Origin of the sequence: Streptomyces sp. NPDC059740, assembly GCF_042733155.1 — a bacterium.
GTDB lineage: Bacteria > Actinomycetota > Actinomycetes > Streptomycetales > Streptomycetaceae > Streptomyces.
Map to the genome: position 1 here is coordinate 167,150 of NZ_JBHWGP010000005.1, position 15,239 is coordinate 182,388.

A 15,239-nucleotide genomic window follows, 5' to 3' on the forward strand; every position below is an offset into this window, starting at 1 on the left:
CGGGCCCCCCCCCCGTTTCCCCCCCGCGGGGGGCGGGGGTGCCCGCCCCCCGGGGGGGTCCCCCCTTGTTTGACCACCGGCCCGGGGGCGGCCGGGCCCCCCGCGCGCCCGCCAGGGCCACCGCCGGTGCGGTGGCCCCTTCACTACCGCTCCTCGGCGCCCAGCAGGTGACGGGCGATCACCACGCGCTGGATCTGGTTGGTGCCCTCCACGATCTGGAGCACCTTCGCCTCCCGCATGAGCCGTTCCACGGGGAAGTCCGCCGTGTAGCCGTAACCGCCCAGGAGCTGGACCGCGTCGGTGGTGACCCGCATCGCGGTGTCCGTGCAGAACAGCTTGGCCATGGCCGCCTGCCGCCCGTAGGGCCGGCCCGCGTCGCGCAGCCGGGCCGCGGCCAGGTAGAGGGCCCGGCCGGCCTCAATACCGGTGGCCATGTCGGCCATCAGGAACCGCAGCCCCTGGAAGTCGGCGACCGGCCGGCCGAACTGCCGCCGCTCGGTGGTGTAGCGCAGCGCCTCGTCGAGGGCGGCCTGCGCAAGGCCCACCGCGCACGCGGCGATGCCGAGCCGGCCCGCCTCCAGCGCCGCGAGGGCGACGGTGAGCCCCTGGCCCTCGTCCCCGATGCGGCGGGCGTCGGGGACCCGCACCCCCTCGAAGTGGACCTGCGCGGTGACCGAGCCCTTCATGCCCATCTTCCGCTCGGGCCGGGCGGAGGACAGCCCGGGGGCGTCACCGGGCACGAGGAAGGCGGTCACGCCGCGGGGGCCCGGGCCGCCGGTGCGCGCCAGGACGGTGTAGAAGTCGGCGATGCCGCCGTGGGTGATCCACGCCTTGGTGCCGTCCAGCACCCAGTCGTCCCCGTCCCGGCGGGCGCGGGTGGTCAGTGAGGCGGCGTCGGAACCGGCAGCGGGCTCGGAGAGGCAGTAGGCGCCGAGCAGGCCGCCGCCCAGCATGTCCGGGAGGTGCTCGGCGCGGGCCTCCTTGGTGCCGTAGGTGGCCAGGGCGTGGCAGGCGAGGGAGTGGACGCTCACCCCCAGCCCGACGGTGAGGCGGGCGGCGGCGAGTTCCTCCAGCACTTGGAGGTAGACCTCGTAGGGCTGTCCGCCGCCGCCGAACTCCTCGCTGTACGGCAGGGAGAGGAGACCGGAGGAGGAGAGCAGGGTGAAGGTCTCGCGCGGGAAGCGGCCCGCCTCCTCCTCGTCCGCGGCGTGGGGGCGGATCTCCCGCGCGGCCAAGTCCCTCACGAGGGCGAGCAGATCACGGGCCTCCCGGGTGGGAAGCTCCCGTTCCACGGCCGGCGGCAGGTACTCGGTCACAGCGACACTCCAACCTGTGCGTTCCGCGACCGGGCCGGGGTGGAGCCGGGGCGCGGGAAGAGGACAACCTGCGGACGTGCATACCGCCAGATCGTCTCCCGCCGGGTCTCGGCATGCGACGACCTGCTGTCGCGGCGCTTGGAGTATGCCCGAACGGAGGCCTCCCGTCACCGGTGATCACGCACTTCCGGGAGCGAACGCCCCGCTCCGGGTGTTGGTACGAACCATTGACCACAGTGGTCTAGTCCTCTACGTTCTGCTGAACGCCCGGCGCTCCACCGCCCGTTGACGCAACCCGGGCGGTCGCCGGGTGGCCGGAGCCCGTGGACCACCCCTTCCCCCCACCGAGGAGCCCCCATGGCTGGAAGCCGACCCTGGCGCACCCCCCACAAGTTGCTCGCGGCAACCACCGTAGCGGCGACCCTGGCCCTGTCGGGGGCGCTCGCCACCACCGGCGCCGCAGCCGGCGAGGCGCCGTCCCACAAGGAGGCCGGGACCCGGCCCGCCGCCGCGACGCCCTCGACCGCCGCCGGCGACAAGGTCGTCGGCTACTTCACCGACTGGGGCGTCTACGACCGCGACTACCACGTCAAGGACGTCCAGACCTCCGGCTCGGCGGACCGGCTCACCCACATCAACTACGCCTTCGGCAACGTCACCGGCGGCAAGTGCGCGATCGGCGACTCCTACGCCGACTACGACCAGGCGTACACCGCGGCGGACAGCGTCGACGGCACCGCGGACACCTGGGACGCCGGAGCGCTGCGCGGCAACTTCAACCAGTTGCGGGAGCTGAAGAAGCTGCACCCGGGCCTGAAGATCATCTACTCCTTCGGCGGCTGGAACTGGTCCGGCGGTTTCGCCGAGGCGGCCAAGGACCCGGCGGCGTTCGCGCAGTCCTGCTACGACCTGGTCGAGGACCCGCGCTGGGCCGACGTGTTCGACGGCATCGACATCGACTGGGAGTACCCCAACGACTGCGGCCTGACCTGCGACACCAGCGGGCCCGAGGCGTTCCGCGACGTCATGAAGGCGCTGCGGGAGAAGTTCGGTTCGCAGAACCTGGTGACCGCGGCCATCACCGCGGACGCCACGGACGGTGGGAAGATGGACAAGGCGGACTACGCTGGCGCGGCGCAGTACGTGGACTGGTACAACCCGATGACCTACGACTACTTCGGCGCCTTCAACCCCACCGGCCCGACCGCCCCGCACTCGCCGCTGACCTCCTACGAGGGCATCCCCACCGCGAAGTACGACACCACCGACACCATCGCCAAGCTCAAGGGCATGGGCATCCCGGCGTCCAAGCTGCTGCTGGGCATCGGCTTCTACGGCCGCGGCTGGTCAGGAGTGACCCAGGAGGCCCCGGGCGGCACGGCCACGGGTGCCGCACCGGGCACCTACGAGGCGGGCATCGAGGACTACAAGGTGCTCAAGACCAAGTGCCCGGCGAACAAGACGGTCGGCGGCACCGCCTACGCCAAGTGCGGCGACCAGTGGTGGAGCTACGACACTCCCGCCACCATCGCCGGCAAGGAGGCCTTCAAGGACCAGCAGGGCCTGGGCGGCACGTTCCTCTGGGAACTCAGCGGCGACACCCCCGACGGAGAGCTGATCAAGGCGATCGGCTGACCCTCCCCCGCCCGCTGCGGACCGGGTCCGTCCGCTGCCCGGCGGCGGACGGACCCGAGGGCCGGTGGGCGGGCCGCCCGCCGGTCCTGCGCGGGCTCAGGAGTCCCTGCGCCACACCAGGCGCTCCAGCAGTTCCTGGAACTCGCCGTCGACCACGACCCGCAGCGCGTCCCCGTCCGGCTCGCTGAGGCTGGTCATCCGTCCCTCGCGCCACCAGAAGACGTTGGGGCTGATCGCGCCCGCCGCGTCCTCGTGACCGGAGGCGGCGAACCGGGCCATGCTCTGGAGCGCGGGCAGCACGCCGGCACCGTCGATGACGTGGAAGGCCAGTTGGTGGCGGAAGGGGAGGGCGACCAGCGCCCCGTCCCGCCCCAGTCGGCGGCCGGTGACCCGGCCCACCACGTCGTCCAGCACGAGGACCCTGCTCGCGGTGAAGAAGCTGTCCCCGAGCAGCACGTCGAAGCCGGCACCCCGCCCCGCGCGTACGGTCCCGTGCCGCTCCACCGGCAGTGACCGCAGGTTGTTCACGGCCCGGATGCGCAGTTCCGCCGGGTCTCCGAACTTCTCGACGGTGTCGCGGCCGAGCATCTGCACCGCCTCGGGAAGGTCCAGCGCCAGTACCTCCCGCAGGCCGGGCCCGGGCACGTGGCCGTAGCGGTAGGTCCCGGAGGCCGGCAGCGTGTCCTCGGAGACCACCCGCGGGTAGAGGCGGGCGCGCACCTGGTCGGCGTCGAGCGTCGCCATCGGGTCCGGACCGTCGACCGCGCGCAGCACCTTGCCCACGTGGTCCCGGATCACCGCCGGCCAGGACCGCTCGCCCCGTCGGTCCCCGTGGCACACCGCGGCGAGGTTGCCGAGCCCGAAACGGCGTCCGGCGGAGTCCACCACCACGCCGGCGTAGACGGTCACCTCCAGGCCCCGTTCGGCGAAGGCCTGCCGCACCTGGGACCTGAGGACGCCCGCCTCGCGCACCGAGAGGTAGCCGAACTCCGGGTCGCGGGGCGAGTCCGGGGGGTCACGACGCGTGCCGCGACGGAAAAGACCCATGGCTCCCCTCCCCGACCGGTGCAGGACACGGTGATCGTATCGGCCGGTCCGCGGGCGGCGACGGGCGGACCGTGTCCCGGGGCCGGCTCGTCGCTGCCGGGGCCGGCAGTGGCGCGAGGCACCGTGCCGCAGGTTTTACCGGACTTCGGGTACTCCGTTAGACCCGGGGCAGGGAGCGGTGGAGCGCGCCGGGGGGCGCCGGGGGCAGATCCGTCCCGGGGCCGTCACCGTCCGGTGGGTCTCCCATGTCCCAGTCCAGGCCGAACCGGTCGAACACCTCGCGCCGGACGGCGTCCAGGGGCAGCTGCGCGCCGGGCAGGAGGAGGGTGTAGACGCTGCCCATCAGCACCGCGCGCAGCAGGCGGTAGTCGCGTTCGACCGAGCGGGAGCCGTAGGCCCGCACCGCCTCCTGCAAACGTCGGGCGAGCTCCTGCTGCTCCGAGCACTCGATGAAGCCCTCGGCGGTGACCAGACCCGCCATGTGGGTCCGCATGAGGAGCGGTTGGTCCTGCGTCAGGCCGAGGATGGCGTCGACCGCGCGGGCCAGCGCTTCGGGCCCCGCCTCCGCCTCCGGACGCCGCGAGGGCCGGGAGAGCGCCGCGCTGACCGTCCGGTGCATCAACCGGTGCACCGCGCACTGGAACAACTCGCGTTTTCCGCTGAAGTAGTAGGAGACCAGTCCGCGGGCCGCCCCCGCCCGCACGGCGATGTCGGCGAGCGTGGTGGCCTCGTACCCTCGTTCGGCCACCAACTCGACCGTGGCACGCAACAGGCGCTCCCGGGAGCGCCTTCGCAGTTCCTCGTTGACCGATGCACTGCGCGGCGTCATGCTACTCCTGCGTTGACTGGCTCCTAGCCAATATACTCGGAGCCGGCTGCTGAAGCGACGGCCCGTCGTGGCGCATCGCTCAGTGCTGCCGCCCTGCTCGGGCGAAACGGGGGATCGCCCGAGCAGGAGTGGTCACTCCCCGCCGCGGCGGTCCCGGGCACGGGCGCCAACTCCCGCCCGTCCGGCCCTGATCGGGCTTGCCCCTCCGGGAAACTCCTGCGCGGTACCGCGGGCTCTTCGCCAACCCCCGTGCCGGCACCCGCGATCCGCCCGCCGCCGGGGCCGTCTCCTCCCGGCATGCTCCGCCGACGCCGTCGTACCCGGTCAGGGCAGACGCCAGTCCACCGGTGCGGCGCCCTGCCGTTCGAGGAGGGTGTTGACGCGGCTGAAGGGACGGGAGCCGAAGAAGCCGCGGTCGGCGGACCTGGGCGAGGGGTGCGTCGACTGGACGGCGGGGACGTCGCCGAGGAGCGGGCGGAGGGTGCGGGCGTCGCGCCCCCAGAGCACCGCCACCATGGGCGAGCCGCGCTGGACGAGTGCGCGCATGGCCTGGTCGGTGACCTCCTCCCAGCCCCTGTCACGGTGGGCACCCGGGTTGCCGGGGGCGGTCGTCAGCGCCCTGTTGAGCAGGAGGACGCCCCGGCGGGTCCAGGGGGTGAGGTCGCCGTTGGAGGGACGGGGAATGCCGAGGTCGCTCTGGAGTTCCCGGAAGATGTTCTCCAGGCTGCCGGGCAGGCGGCGCACCTCCGGCGCCACGGCGAAGCTGTGCCCGATGGCCATCCCCGGCGTCGGGTAGGGGTCCTGGCCCACGATGAGCACCCGCACGTCGTCGAACGGCTGCTGGAAGGCGCGCAGGACGTGGGCGCCGGCCGGGAGGTAGGTGCGGCCTGCCGCTATCTCGGCGCGGAGGAAGTCCCCCATGGCGGCGATGCGGTCCGCCACCGGCTCAAGGGCCTTGGCCCACCCGGCTTCGACGATGTCGTGGAGAGGTCGTGCAGCCATGGTCCGCCAATCTACCGGTGCGGGGCCGGGCTTCTGCCGCCCGGTCACCGTCGCCGGTCCGGAACCGGCCGGCGGCCTGCGCGCCTGGCTCCTCACGCCGCGGGCCGCAGGGTCCCGGCCGGTCCGCACCGGGCCGGGCCCGGTCGGCCCTGGTCGCTAGGCTGGCTCCCATGACCCAACCGAACATCCCCGCGGGCTGGTACGCGGACCCGCAGGGCGCTGCCGACCTGCTCCGTTGGTGGGACGGCGCACGGTGGACCGAGCACACCCATCCGGCCCGGCAGACGCAGCCCTCCCCCGCCCCGGCCGCCCAGCAGCAGGCCCCGCAGCCGCAGGTCCAGCAACCGCAGCAGCAGGTCCAGCAACCCGCGCCGATACCTCAGCAGGCGCCACCGCACCAGATGCCTCAGCAGCAGGTACCGCAACAGCACTTCGCCCCCCAGCAGGGTGCGCCCGCAGGCGTCCAGGCCCCCGGGCAGCAGGCGCCCCACCAGGGCGGTCCGCAGGGGGGCCGCCCCCAGGGCGGGACGCAGTGGGAGAAGGGCGCCGGGCAGCCCCACGGTCAGGCAGACCCGTACCACCAGGCCCCGGGGCAGCCCTACGGTCAGGGCCCCGCAGGTCCGCCCGGACAGCAGCAGGCGCCGGGGCAGCAGCCCATGGGGGTGCAGCCCATGGGGATGGCGCCCATGGGGACGCAGGGCGGGCCGCAGGGGCCGGTGCCCGCGCTGTTCACCGAGCCGGTGCTGGTGGTCAACCAGAAGGCCAAGGTCATCGAGGTCACCAACGAGTACAGCGTCTTCGACCGCAACGGCAACGCCATCGGGACGGTGGTCGAGGTCGGGCAGAACATGGCCAAGAAGGTCCTGCGCGTGGTCTCCAAGCTCGACCAGTACATGACGCACAAGTTGGAGATCCGCGACGCCTACGGGCAGCCGCAGTTGGTGCTGACCCGGCCGGCCAAGCTCCTCAAGTCGAAGGTCCTGGTGCAGCGGCCCGACGGTTCGATGGTGGGCGAGATCGTCCAGAAGAACGTCATCGGGAAGATCGACTTCGCCATGATGGTGGGCGACCAGCAGATCGGCGCCATCAGGGGCGAGAGCTGGTGGCAGTGGAAGTTCCAGATCGTCGACCACACCGGGCAGGAGGTCGCCCGCGTCACGAAGCTGGTGGAGAACATCGCCAGTGCGCTGTTCACCACGGCGGACAACTACGCCCTGGAGATCCACCAGCAGTTGCCCGAACCTCTGCTGAGCCTGGTGGTGGCGAGCGCGCTCACCATCGACACCGCGCTCAAGCAGGACGAGCGTTGAGCCTGCCGGAGGGCTCTCCCGGCGGCGCCACCGTACTCGCCGTCGACTCCGGCGGCTCCGGGCTGCGGGTCGCGGTGTCCCCGCTGGCCGCGGCAGGCCCGGGCCCGGCACAGGTCCGCCACCGCCACACACCGGTACCCACCGGTCCCCGCGGCATCGACGCCGAGCACCTGCTGGCCGGGGTGCGGGAACTCACCGCCGGGCTCGCGGAGCCGCTTCGGCCGGTGGCGGTGTGCGTGGGTGCGGCCGGCATGGCCACCCTGGGTGAGGAGCTGCGGGAGCGGCTGCCGTCAGCACTCGCCGCGGAGTTCGGCGTCCGGCGGGTGGCGCTGGCGGCGGACGCGGTCACGGCCTACGCCGGCGCTCTGGGCCAGCAGCCGGGGGCGGTGGTGGCTGCGGGGACCGGGCTCATCGCCATGGGGACGGACCTGAGCCCCGCGGGCGGCTGGCGGCGGGCGGACGGCTGGGGGCACCTGCTCGGCGACTGCGGCGGCGGTGCCTGGATCGGACGGGCCGGCCTGGAGGCCGCGCTGCGGGAGCACGACGGCCGCCAGGGCGGTTCCGGCGCCTTGCTGGAACGGCTCACGGCACGGTTCGGGGCGCCGGCCGCACTGCCCGCGCTGCTCTACCCGCGCACCGACCGGCCCGCGCTGCTGGCCTCGTTCGCGCCGGACGTGGCGGCGTGTGCCGCCGGCGACCCGGTGGCCGCGGACATCCTGGAGCGGGCCGCAGCGGAGATCGCGGACGCGATGGCGGCCGTCTGCCCCGACGTCCCCGGAGCGCGGATCGCCGTCACGGGCGGCCTGCTCCGGCTCGGCGCACCCCTGACCGAGCCCTTGCACGCCGCCCTCGACAAGCGGCTGCCGCGGGCCCGGGAGACCGGTGCCGTGGGTGATCCCCTGCACGGCGCCCTGGTCGTCGCCGCCGCGCTCGCCGCGGGGAACCTGCGGCTTCCCGTCGACGGCCGGCTGCTGCACGTACCGGGTTGACCTGCCCGGACGCCGGGTGGGGCGCGCGCGGGGGAGCCGGCACGCGGGACGCGCTGGACAAATCGGGATGGAGGTCACCCCGGGCCTCCCTGCCTCGGCACCGGTGACCTCGGAGGCGTTAGCATGCGGCGCCATGAGTTCCCCCACAGGGCCCGCACCTGGCCTGCCCGTACGAATGCCACGCCCCCGCCCCTCCGGCCGCCACCGCCGGCCGGAGCCCGCGGCGGCTCCCGAGGGTGCGCCGTCCCTCGTGCTGGCCGTCCCGGGGGTGCCCGGCGCGGGCTCCCGTGCCCTGGCCGAGGAAGTGTGCAGCATCGCCAGGTCCGGGCTGCCCGGCCTGGACGCCCGGATCGGTTTCGTGGACGGCCCGGGCGCCGCCCAGGACGAGTTCCCCGCCCTGGAGTCGGTACTGGTGCACCTCGGCGCGGAGCGCCGCGAGCGGTTCGGGGAGGACATCGACCGGGAGGGCCCCTCGGCGGTGGTGGTCCCGCTGCTGGCGGGGCCCGACAGCGCCTCGCTGCGGCGGATACGGCAGGCCGTGCTGAACAGCGGGTCGGGCGCCGAGCTGACCGACGTGCTCGGACCGCACCCGCTGCTGGCGGAGGCGCTGCACGTGCGCCTGTCCGAGGCCGGTCTCGCCCGGGCCGACCGCGCCCGGCTGTTCACCGTCACGACGGCCGCCGACGGCATCATCCTGGTCACCGTCGGGGGTGACGAGGCCGTGCAGGCGGCGGGCATCACCGGCATGCTGCTCTCGGCGCGGTTGGCCGTCCCGGTTCTGGCGGCGGCGCTGGACGAGGAGGGCGCCGTGGCCCGCGCCGCCGAGCAGCTCCGCGGTTCCGGGTCGGCGCAGCTGGCTCTCGCCCCGTACCTGGTGGGTCCGGAGGTGCCGCGAGAGCTGCTGGAGGCCGCCTCCCACGAGGCCGGTTGCGCGGCCGCCGAGCCGCTCGGCGACTACACCGCCGTCGGCAAGCTGGCCCTCTCCCACTACGCGACGGCCCTGGGCATCACGCTGGAGCCGTCCGCGCCGGGCACCCCGGTCCGCTGACCCCGTGCGGTGGGGCGGGGTACGCCCCGGCCCACCGCGAAGCGGTCCGCCCGGCCCGGTCGCCCCCACGCCCGACGACGGGGGAGGTGGCGCCGCAGGCCGTCGGGCCTGTTGGCATGCTGGGCCCATGAGCCCCTCCCCCACCCCGGTCGTCTTCGACCTCGACGGCACCCTCGTCGACAGCGAGCCCAACTACTTCGAGGCCGGTCGCCGGCTGCTGGCCCGTTTCGGGGTGGAGTACACCTGGGAACACCACGCGCGCTACATCGGCATCGGCACCCGCGAGACTTTGGCGACGCTGCGGGAGGAGTACGGGCTGCGTCCCGGGGTCGACGAGTTGCTGGCCGAGAAGAACCGCCTGTACCTGGAGCTGGCCCGCGCCGGCACCACCGTCTTCCCCGAGATGCGCGCCTTCGTGGACCTGCTGCGCGCGGGCGGCCACCCGATGGCGGTGGCCAGTGGCTCCTCGCGGGCGGCGATCGACGTCATCCTGGCCGGTACCGGGCTGGACGAGGTCATTCCGACGCGCGTCTCGGCCGAAGAGGTCGCGCACGGCAAGCCGGAGCCGGACGTCTTCCTCGCCGCGGCCCGGCTGCTGGGCGTGGAGCCGTCGAGGTGCGCCGTCCTGGAGGACGCGGTGCCCGGCGCCGAGGCCGCCCACCGGGCCGGGATGGCCTGCCTGGTGGTGCCCTCGGTACCGGAGAGCGTGTCGGACCCGGCGTTCGCCCGTGCCGGGTTGTTGTTCCGCGGCGGCCACCCGGAGTTCTCCGCCCAGGTGGCCTACGACTGGGTGCAGGGGTTGTCGGCGCACGGCGGGTAGCGGCGGTCCGCCCGGGCCGCGGTCGCCTGGGCCGGGGGCCGGGGCGGCCTCGCCGGTCGGGCGGTGCCGGCGGGGCGGCCTGGCACGGGTGCCGGGCGGTGGACGTCCCCGGCACCCGCCCGAGGTCAGCGCGCGGCGGCCACGGCGGCCTGGCCCATGGACTGTTCACCCGCGGCGTTGGGGTGGAAGGGTGCGGCAGCGGTCGTCAGCAGCGGCTCGACCCACCGGGTCCCGGCGGCCTTGCAGACGTCGTGGCCGACCGAGGGCCGGTAGGTGTCGACGTACGTCGCGCCGTGCGACGCGGCCTGAGCGGCGATCATCGAGTTGAGGCGCTTCTCGGTGTCGCGCAGCCACGGCGCGTCGCCCTTGGCGATCGACACGGTGGAGGAGCAGTTGGAGCCGTCGTCGGGAAGGATGTCCGGGTAGCCGACGACGAGGACCTTGGCGTGCGGGGCCCGCTGGTGGACGCCGTCGAGGACTGCCGCGATCTTCGGTGCGGTGGAGTTGATGGTCCGGGCGAGCTGGTCGGTGCCGGTCCAGGTGTAACTCGTCTTGCACGGTGACCCGCCCGGCGAGAGGACACCGAGGCTGATGCACCGCACGAGGATGTCGGCGAAGCCGATGTCGTTGCCGCCGATGGTCACGGTGACCAGGTCGGTGTCGGAGGTCAGTGCGTCGAACTGCGGTGGCGCGGAGGCGCTCTGCGCGGAGGTCATGTCGTCGGTGACGGCCCCTCCGCAGGTGACGTCGGTGCGTACGGCGGGGGCGAGCGAGGCGCTGACCACACTGGGGTAGTTGTGGTCGCTGCGGGTGCAGTCGGTGTCGACCTGGGTGGGTACCCCGGCGCCGGAGGCGTAGGAGTCCCCGAGGGCGACGTAGTGGGCGACCGCGCTCTGCGCCGAGGCGGGGGCCGCACCCGCTCCGGCCGCCACGCCCAGGGATGCGGTGACGGCGGCTGCGGCCAAAAGGGAACGGACACGCGGCGATCTGGCTGACGACATGGGTCTGCCTCCACGGTGAGGAAGAAGGGGACGCGCCCCGCCCCGACGGGTCTCGACCGCCGTGCGGGCACGCCGGCACGGCCCGGACGGTCTGGCCGTACGGTGTCGTGCCGTGGAGCACACGTGGTTACTGATCGGTCCTACCGAAGCGTAAGAATGGGTCCGGACCTGGCGGGGCGTCAATGTCCCGGACAGGACTGCCTCAAGAGACGGCCGGTCGGCGTCAGGTGCGGCCGGCGACGGCAGGGGCCCGCCGAGGCCCGCACCGAGGGCGGCCCGGGTGACGCAGTGGGCCACGGGCAGCGGGGGCGTCGGAGACCGTGGCGAGGAGTCCGGAGGTGACCGGGCCGGGGTCCTCGGCGCGGTCGGTGGTGGCTGCCGGCGTCCGAGGCTGTCGCAGGGATCACGTGCCCTCTGGACCGTGCGCACCCGCGGAGAGCGTTCCCCCAGGTCACCGCCGTGATGAGCCCGGCCGCGCGGTTCCCTGCGGCCCACCGGCCGCCGGGCCCGGCGGAGAAAATCCCGGCGGGTGGCGGTCGAGGTGGGGTAACCTGGTCGGGTCCTGTTGTCTCCGATAGAGGTGGACGTTGCGCATCTGAGGTCCGCGATCACCACGCGGTACGGCCCGGCCGTACCTCACGTCACGCTGCAGTCGGCTTTCCTGCCGCCCGTGACCTGCGTGGATGCGACCTCGGTGCACGAGCCGTCCTCCGTCCTCCCAGGACCTCTCCTTCCGGCTCGACCGCCGCGTGGTGCTCGCACACGAAGCCCGTGTCCCTGCGCTGACGACTGCGAGTACGCCATGCACGATTCCCCCATGACCGGCACCTCGGTCACCTGCTCCTCCCTCTCCTTCCAGTGGCCCGACGGCACCCCCGTACTGGACGACCTCTCGGTGGTCTTCCCCCGCGGCAAGACCGGCCTGGTGGGCGCCAACGGCACCGGGAAGTCGACCCTGTTGCGGCTTCTCGCCGGCCGCCTGCGTCCCTCGGGCGGCTCGGTCACCGTCCACGGCGGCCTCGCCTACCTGCCGCAGGACCTCACACTGGACACCTCCCTCCGCGTCGACCAGGCCCTGGGCATCGCCGAGCGCCGCGCGGCGCTGCGTGCGGTGGAGGCAGGCGACGTGTCCGAGGCCCGTTTCGAGACCATCGGTGACGACTGGGACGTCGAGGAACGCGCCCTGGCGACCCTCGGCTCCCTGGGGCTGGGCGGTCTCGAACTGGACCGCACCGTCGGGCAGATGTCCGGCGGCGAGACCGTGCTGCTGCACCTGGCCGCGCTGCTGCTGGAACGCCCCGACGTCCTCCTGCTGGACGAACCGACCAACAACCTGGACCTGTTCGCGCGCCGGCGGCTGTACGAGGCCGTCGAGTCCTGGCGTTCGGGTTCGCTCATCGTGGTCAGCCACGATGTCGAGCTGCTGGAGCGGGTGGACCGGATCGCCGAGCTCCGGGCGGCCGCGGTGACCTGGTACGGCGGCGGCTGGTCCGCCTACCAGGAGGCGTTGGCCGTGCAGCAGGAGGCGGCCGGGCGCATGCTGCGGTCTGCCGAGGCGGATGTGCGCCGGCAGCAGCGGGAACTGGAGGAGGCCCAGATCAAGATCGCCCGGCGGCAGCGCAACAGCAGGAAGATGGACGTCGAACGCCGCGCCCCGCGCATCGTCGCCGGCGCGCGCAAGCGGTCGGCGCAGGAGTCGGCGGGTCGGCTGCGCGGCCTCCACGAGGAGCGGCTGAGCGATGCCCGGGAGCGGCGGGAGGAAGCCGCCGAGGCGGTCCGCGCGGACGCCGAGATCCGGGTGGACCTCCCCCACACCGCGGTCCCCGCCGGCCGCACCGTCCTGAGCCTGGACGGGCTGCGTCCCGCCTACGGCAGGCTGCGGGAGGGGACGCTGCGGGTGCACGGCCCGGAGCGGATCGCCCTGGTCGGACGGAACGGCGCCGGCAAGACGAGCGTGCTGCGCACCCTCACCGGTGAACTCCCCCCGCTGGCCGGGACGGCACAGGTCCACGTCCCGGTCCGGTTCCTGCCGCAGCGTCTGGACGTGCTCGACGACGAGCTGAGCGTGGCAGCCAACGTCTCCCGGGCGGCTCCCGGCGCCACGGACAACACCGTCCGCTCCCAGCTGGCGCGTTTCCTCTTCAAGGGAGCGCGTGCCGAGCAGCCTGCCGGCAGCCTGTCGGGCGGCGAACGGTTCCGGGCCGCCCTGGCGGCCACGATGCTCGCCACACCGGCACCGCAGTTGCTGATGCTGGACGAGCCGACCAACAGCCTCGACCTCGCCAGCGTCCGGCAGCTCACCAGCGCACTGGAGTCCTACCGGGGCGCGCTCCTGGTCGCCAGCCACGACCTGACGTTCCTCGCGTCGATCGGTGTCACCCGGTGGCTGCTGCTCACCGACGAGTTGCGGGAGACCACGGCCGAGGAGGTCACCGACCTGCTGGCGGAGACGGAGCACTGAGACGGGCCCGGACCGGCAGGCGTGGGGCGCGCCCGCCGGTCCGCGGGCTGCCGCATCCCGGGCCGGTGGCGGGCCCGCACCGCCCGCCCCGGCTCACCCCATGGTCTTGGCGCCGTCCAGGGCCTCGCGGATGATGTCGGCGTGGCCCGCGTGCTGCGCGGTCTCGGCGATGACGTGCAGCAGCACCCGCCGGGCCGACCACCGCGTGTCGGGCTGGAACCAGGGGGCCTTCGGCAGCGGATGGGAGGCGTCCAGGTCGGGCAGGGTGGTGACCAGTTCGTCGGTCCGGGCCGCCACGCGGGCGTAGTCCGCCAGGATTCCGTCCAGTGTGTCGCCGGGCAGCATCCGGAACTCGTCGTTCCGTCGCGCCAGGTCCTCCTTGGTCATGTCCGCGAAGTCCCCCATCGCCGACGGCCCTTCCACGATGAAGGCCGCCCAGTTCCGCTCGACCGAGGCGGTGTGCTTGACCAGGCCGCCCAGGCACAGCTCGCTGGCGGTGGTGCGCCGCCCCACCTGTTCGTCGGTGAGGTCGCGTGTGGTGAAGCGCAGGAAGTGGCGCGCCCTGCCCAGCATCTCCAGCAGGTCGGCGCGTTCACCGGTGGCGGCCGGTGCCTCGGGGGCCTTCTTCGGGGTCGTCTGGCTGTCGCTCATGGGGTTCACCTTCCGGGGTTCCTGTTCCCTGTGCTGTGGTCCACGCTAAGCAGCACAGCGGTCAGTTCCCGTCCTCAATGGCGAAGGAAGCACGGCATGGCGAACACCAGCACCCGGACCCTGCGGCTGCTGTCCCTGCTCCAGAGCCACCGGCACTGGTCGGGCGGCGAACTCGCGGAGCGGCTGGGCGTCTCGGCCCGCACGCTGCGCCGGGACGTCGAGCGGCTGCGGGAGCTGGGCTACCCGGTGCAGGCGCGTCGCGGGGTGGACGGCGGGTACCAGCTCGCCGCGGGCGCGGCGCTGCCGCCGCTGGTGATCGACGACGACGAGGCGGTGGCGCTGGCCCTGGGCCTGCAGGCCGCGGCGCAGGGTGCCGTGGAGGGCATGGCCGAGTCCTCGGTGCGGGTACTGGCCAAGGTGGTGCAGGTCATGCCCACCCGGCTGCGGCGCCGGGTAGAGGCGCTGCGGGCGGTGACCGTGCGCGCCGACTGGGACGCCCCGGCCCCGGCCGAGGTCGACCCCGGCGTGCTCACCACGGTGGCGCTGACCTGCCGGGACAGCGAGCAGCTCCGCTTCTCGTACACGGCCGCAGACGGCAGGCACACCGAGCGCCACGTCGAGCCGCACCGGCTGGTCCGGCTCAGCCGCCGCTGGTACCTGGTCGCCTACGACCTCGGGCGGCACGACTGGCGCAGCTTCCGGGTCGACCGGCTCACCGCTCCGCGAGGAGCGGGTGGCCGGTTCGCGCCACGGGAGCTTCCGGCGGCCGACGCCGCCACCTTCGTCCGCCGGGGCCTGGTCGAACTGCCGCGGCCCTACCGGGTGGAGGTACTGGTGGACGCCCCGGCCGAGGTCGTCCGCGCGCGCATCGGGCGGTGGGCCACGGTCGAGGAGGTCGACGCCGACCACTGCCGGATGCGCATGACGGCGGACTCGCTGGACTGGCCCACCCTGGCGCTGGGCGTGGTCGACGCCGAATTCCACGTGCTCCACCCACCCGAGCTGCTGGAGCGGGTGCGCCAGTGGGGGGTTCGGTTCGGGCGCGTCTGACCGGTCGGGCGGCCCGGAGCGTGGCCGGTACGTCACCGCAGGCGGTGACGCGGCTCCCTGCCGAGGGTGCCGGACCGTCC

The 15,239-nt window shown here is 73.9% G+C and carries 13 protein-coding genes; 7 read left to right on the forward strand and 6 right to left on the reverse strand.

What is annotated here, in order from left to right; all coding sequences use genetic code 11:
• Nucleotides 1-143: 143 nt before the first annotated feature.
• Nucleotides 144-1,316 (reverse strand): acyl-CoA dehydrogenase family protein, encoded by a 1,173-nt coding sequence (locus ACFV3R_RS09075; RefSeq protein ID WP_385577954.1) that lies wholly within the window; start codon nucleotides 1,314-1,316, stop codon nucleotides 144-146.
• A gap of 357 nt (nucleotides 1,317-1,673) precedes the next feature.
• On the opposite strand from ACFV3R_RS09075, the gene ACFV3R_RS09080 reads away from it, so the two are divergent.
• Nucleotides 1,674-2,951 carry a glycoside hydrolase family 18 protein gene (locus ACFV3R_RS09080; RefSeq protein WP_385577957.1) on the forward strand — a complete coding sequence of 426 codons (1,278 nt, stop codon included), beginning with the start codon at nucleotides 1,674-1,676 and terminating at the stop codon, nucleotides 2,949-2,951.
• Between the two features lie 96 nt (nucleotides 2,952-3,047).
• Here ACFV3R_RS09080 and ACFV3R_RS09085 read toward each other — a convergent pair whose 3' ends face one another.
• The 3 genes from ACFV3R_RS09085 to ACFV3R_RS09095 all read right to left on the reverse strand — a co-directional run bounded on the left by ACFV3R_RS09085 (nucleotide 3,048) and on the right by ACFV3R_RS09095 (nucleotide 5,829).
• A complete protein-coding gene (locus tag ACFV3R_RS09085; protein ID WP_385577960.1) occupies nucleotides 3,048-3,998 on the reverse strand; it encodes a hypothetical protein in 951 nt (316 codons plus the stop codon).
• A gap of 157 nt (nucleotides 3,999-4,155) precedes the next feature.
• Complete coding sequence (locus ACFV3R_RS09090; RefSeq protein WP_385577963.1) at nucleotides 4,156-4,827, reverse strand: TetR/AcrR family transcriptional regulator; 672 nt, start codon at nucleotides 4,825-4,827, stop codon at nucleotides 4,156-4,158.
• A 324-nt stretch (nucleotides 4,828-5,151) separates the two neighbouring features.
• Entirely contained in the window at nucleotides 5,152-5,829 is a 678-nt protein-coding gene (locus ACFV3R_RS09095) for a uracil-DNA glycosylase (RefSeq protein ID WP_385577966.1), read from the reverse strand.
• Nucleotides 5,830-5,999: 170 nt separating this feature from the next.
• Here ACFV3R_RS09095 and ACFV3R_RS09100 point away from each other — a divergent pair, with 170 nt between their 5' ends.
• The 4 genes from ACFV3R_RS09100 to ACFV3R_RS09115 all read left to right on the forward strand — a co-directional run bounded on the left by ACFV3R_RS09100 (nucleotide 6,000) and on the right by ACFV3R_RS09115 (nucleotide 9,996).
• A complete protein-coding gene (locus tag ACFV3R_RS09100; protein ID WP_385577969.1) occupies nucleotides 6,000-7,139 on the forward strand; it encodes a phospholipid scramblase-related protein in 1,140 nt (379 codons plus the stop codon).
• Nucleotides 7,136-8,128: an N-acetylglucosamine kinase gene (locus tag ACFV3R_RS09105; protein WP_385577972.1), complete on the forward strand. Its 993-nt coding sequence runs from the start codon at nucleotides 7,136-7,138 to the stop codon at nucleotides 8,126-8,128. Before ACFV3R_RS09100 ends, ACFV3R_RS09105 begins: the two co-directional genes overlap by 4 nt.
• 133 nt (nucleotides 8,129-8,261) lie before the next feature.
• On the forward strand, nucleotides 8,262-9,176 hold the full coding sequence (locus ACFV3R_RS09110) for a sirohydrochlorin chelatase (protein WP_385577975.1): 915 nt from the start codon (nucleotides 8,262-8,264) through the stop codon (nucleotides 9,174-9,176).
• A 127-nt stretch (nucleotides 9,177-9,303) separates the two neighbouring features.
• Complete coding sequence (locus ACFV3R_RS09115; protein WP_385577978.1) at nucleotides 9,304-9,996, forward strand: HAD family hydrolase; 693 nt, start codon at nucleotides 9,304-9,306, stop codon at nucleotides 9,994-9,996.
• Nucleotides 9,997-10,121: 125 nt separating this feature from the next.
• On the opposite strand, the gene ACFV3R_RS09120 is transcribed toward ACFV3R_RS09115, so the two are convergent.
• Nucleotides 10,122-10,997, reverse strand: a complete 876-nt coding sequence (locus ACFV3R_RS09120) for an SGNH/GDSL hydrolase family protein (RefSeq protein ID WP_385577982.1) — start codon at nucleotides 10,995-10,997, stop codon at nucleotides 10,122-10,124.
• Nucleotides 10,998-11,814: 817 nt separating this feature from the next.
• Here ACFV3R_RS09120 and ACFV3R_RS09125 point away from each other — a divergent pair.
• Nucleotides 11,815-13,458 carry an ATP-binding cassette domain-containing protein gene (locus ACFV3R_RS09125; RefSeq protein ID WP_385577985.1) on the forward strand — a complete coding sequence of 548 codons (1,644 nt, stop codon included), beginning with the start codon at nucleotides 11,815-11,817 and terminating at the stop codon, nucleotides 13,456-13,458.
• Between the two features lie 93 nt (nucleotides 13,459-13,551).
• Here ACFV3R_RS09125 and ACFV3R_RS09130 read toward each other — a convergent pair whose 3' ends face one another.
• The gene (locus ACFV3R_RS09130; RefSeq protein ID WP_385577988.1) at nucleotides 13,552-14,109 is read right to left on the reverse strand and encodes a DinB family protein; all 558 of its coding nucleotides are present in this window, start codon (nucleotides 14,107-14,109) and stop codon (nucleotides 13,552-13,554) included.
• A gap of 96 nt (nucleotides 14,110-14,205) precedes the next feature.
• Here ACFV3R_RS09130 and ACFV3R_RS09135 point away from each other — a divergent pair, with 96 nt between their 5' ends.
• The gene (locus ACFV3R_RS09135) at nucleotides 14,206-15,159 is read left to right on the forward strand and encodes a helix-turn-helix transcriptional regulator (protein ID WP_385577991.1); all 954 of its coding nucleotides are present in this window, start codon (nucleotides 14,206-14,208) and stop codon (nucleotides 15,157-15,159) included.
• Nucleotides 15,160-15,239 lie beyond the last annotated feature (80 nt).

Excerpts from the sequence above, each read along its gene's own strand:
- ACFV3R_RS09080 (WP_385577957.1), top strand. The coding sequence starts at position 1,674 with ATGGCTGGAAGCCGACCCTGGCGCACCCCCCACAAGTTGCTCGCGGCA.
- ACFV3R_RS09115 (WP_385577978.1), top strand. The coding sequence starts at position 9,304 with ATGAGCCCCTCCCCCACCCCGGTCGTCTTCGACCTCGACGGCACCCTC.
- ACFV3R_RS09110 (WP_385577975.1), top strand. The coding sequence starts at position 8,262 with ATGAGTTCCCCCACAGGGCCCGCACCTGGCCTGCCCGTACGAATGCCA.
- ACFV3R_RS09120 (WP_385577982.1), bottom strand. The coding sequence starts at position 10,997 with ATGTCGTCAGCCAGATCGCCGCGTGTCCGTTCCCTTTTGGCCGCAGCC.
- ACFV3R_RS09100 (WP_385577969.1), top strand. The coding sequence starts at position 6,000 with ATGACCCAACCGAACATCCCCGCGGGCTGGTACGCGGACCCGCAGGGC.
- ACFV3R_RS09130 (WP_385577988.1), bottom strand. The coding sequence starts at position 14,109 with ATGAGCGACAGCCAGACGACCCCGAAGAAGGCCCCCGAGGCACCGGCC.
- ACFV3R_RS09095 (WP_385577966.1), bottom strand. The coding sequence starts at position 5,829 with ATGGCTGCACGACCTCTCCACGACATCGTCGAAGCCGGGTGGGCCAAG.
- ACFV3R_RS09085 (WP_385577960.1), bottom strand. The coding sequence starts at position 3,998 with ATGGGTCTTTTCCGTCGCGGCACGCGTCGTGACCCCCCGGACTCGCCC.
- ACFV3R_RS09125 (WP_385577985.1), top strand. The coding sequence starts at position 11,815 with ATGACCGGCACCTCGGTCACCTGCTCCTCCCTCTCCTTCCAGTGGCCC.
- ACFV3R_RS09135 (WP_385577991.1), top strand. The coding sequence starts at position 14,206 with ATGGCGAACACCAGCACCCGGACCCTGCGGCTGCTGTCCCTGCTCCAG.
- ACFV3R_RS09090 (WP_385577963.1), bottom strand. The coding sequence starts at position 4,827 with ATGACGCCGCGCAGTGCATCGGTCAACGAGGAACTGCGAAGGCGCTCC.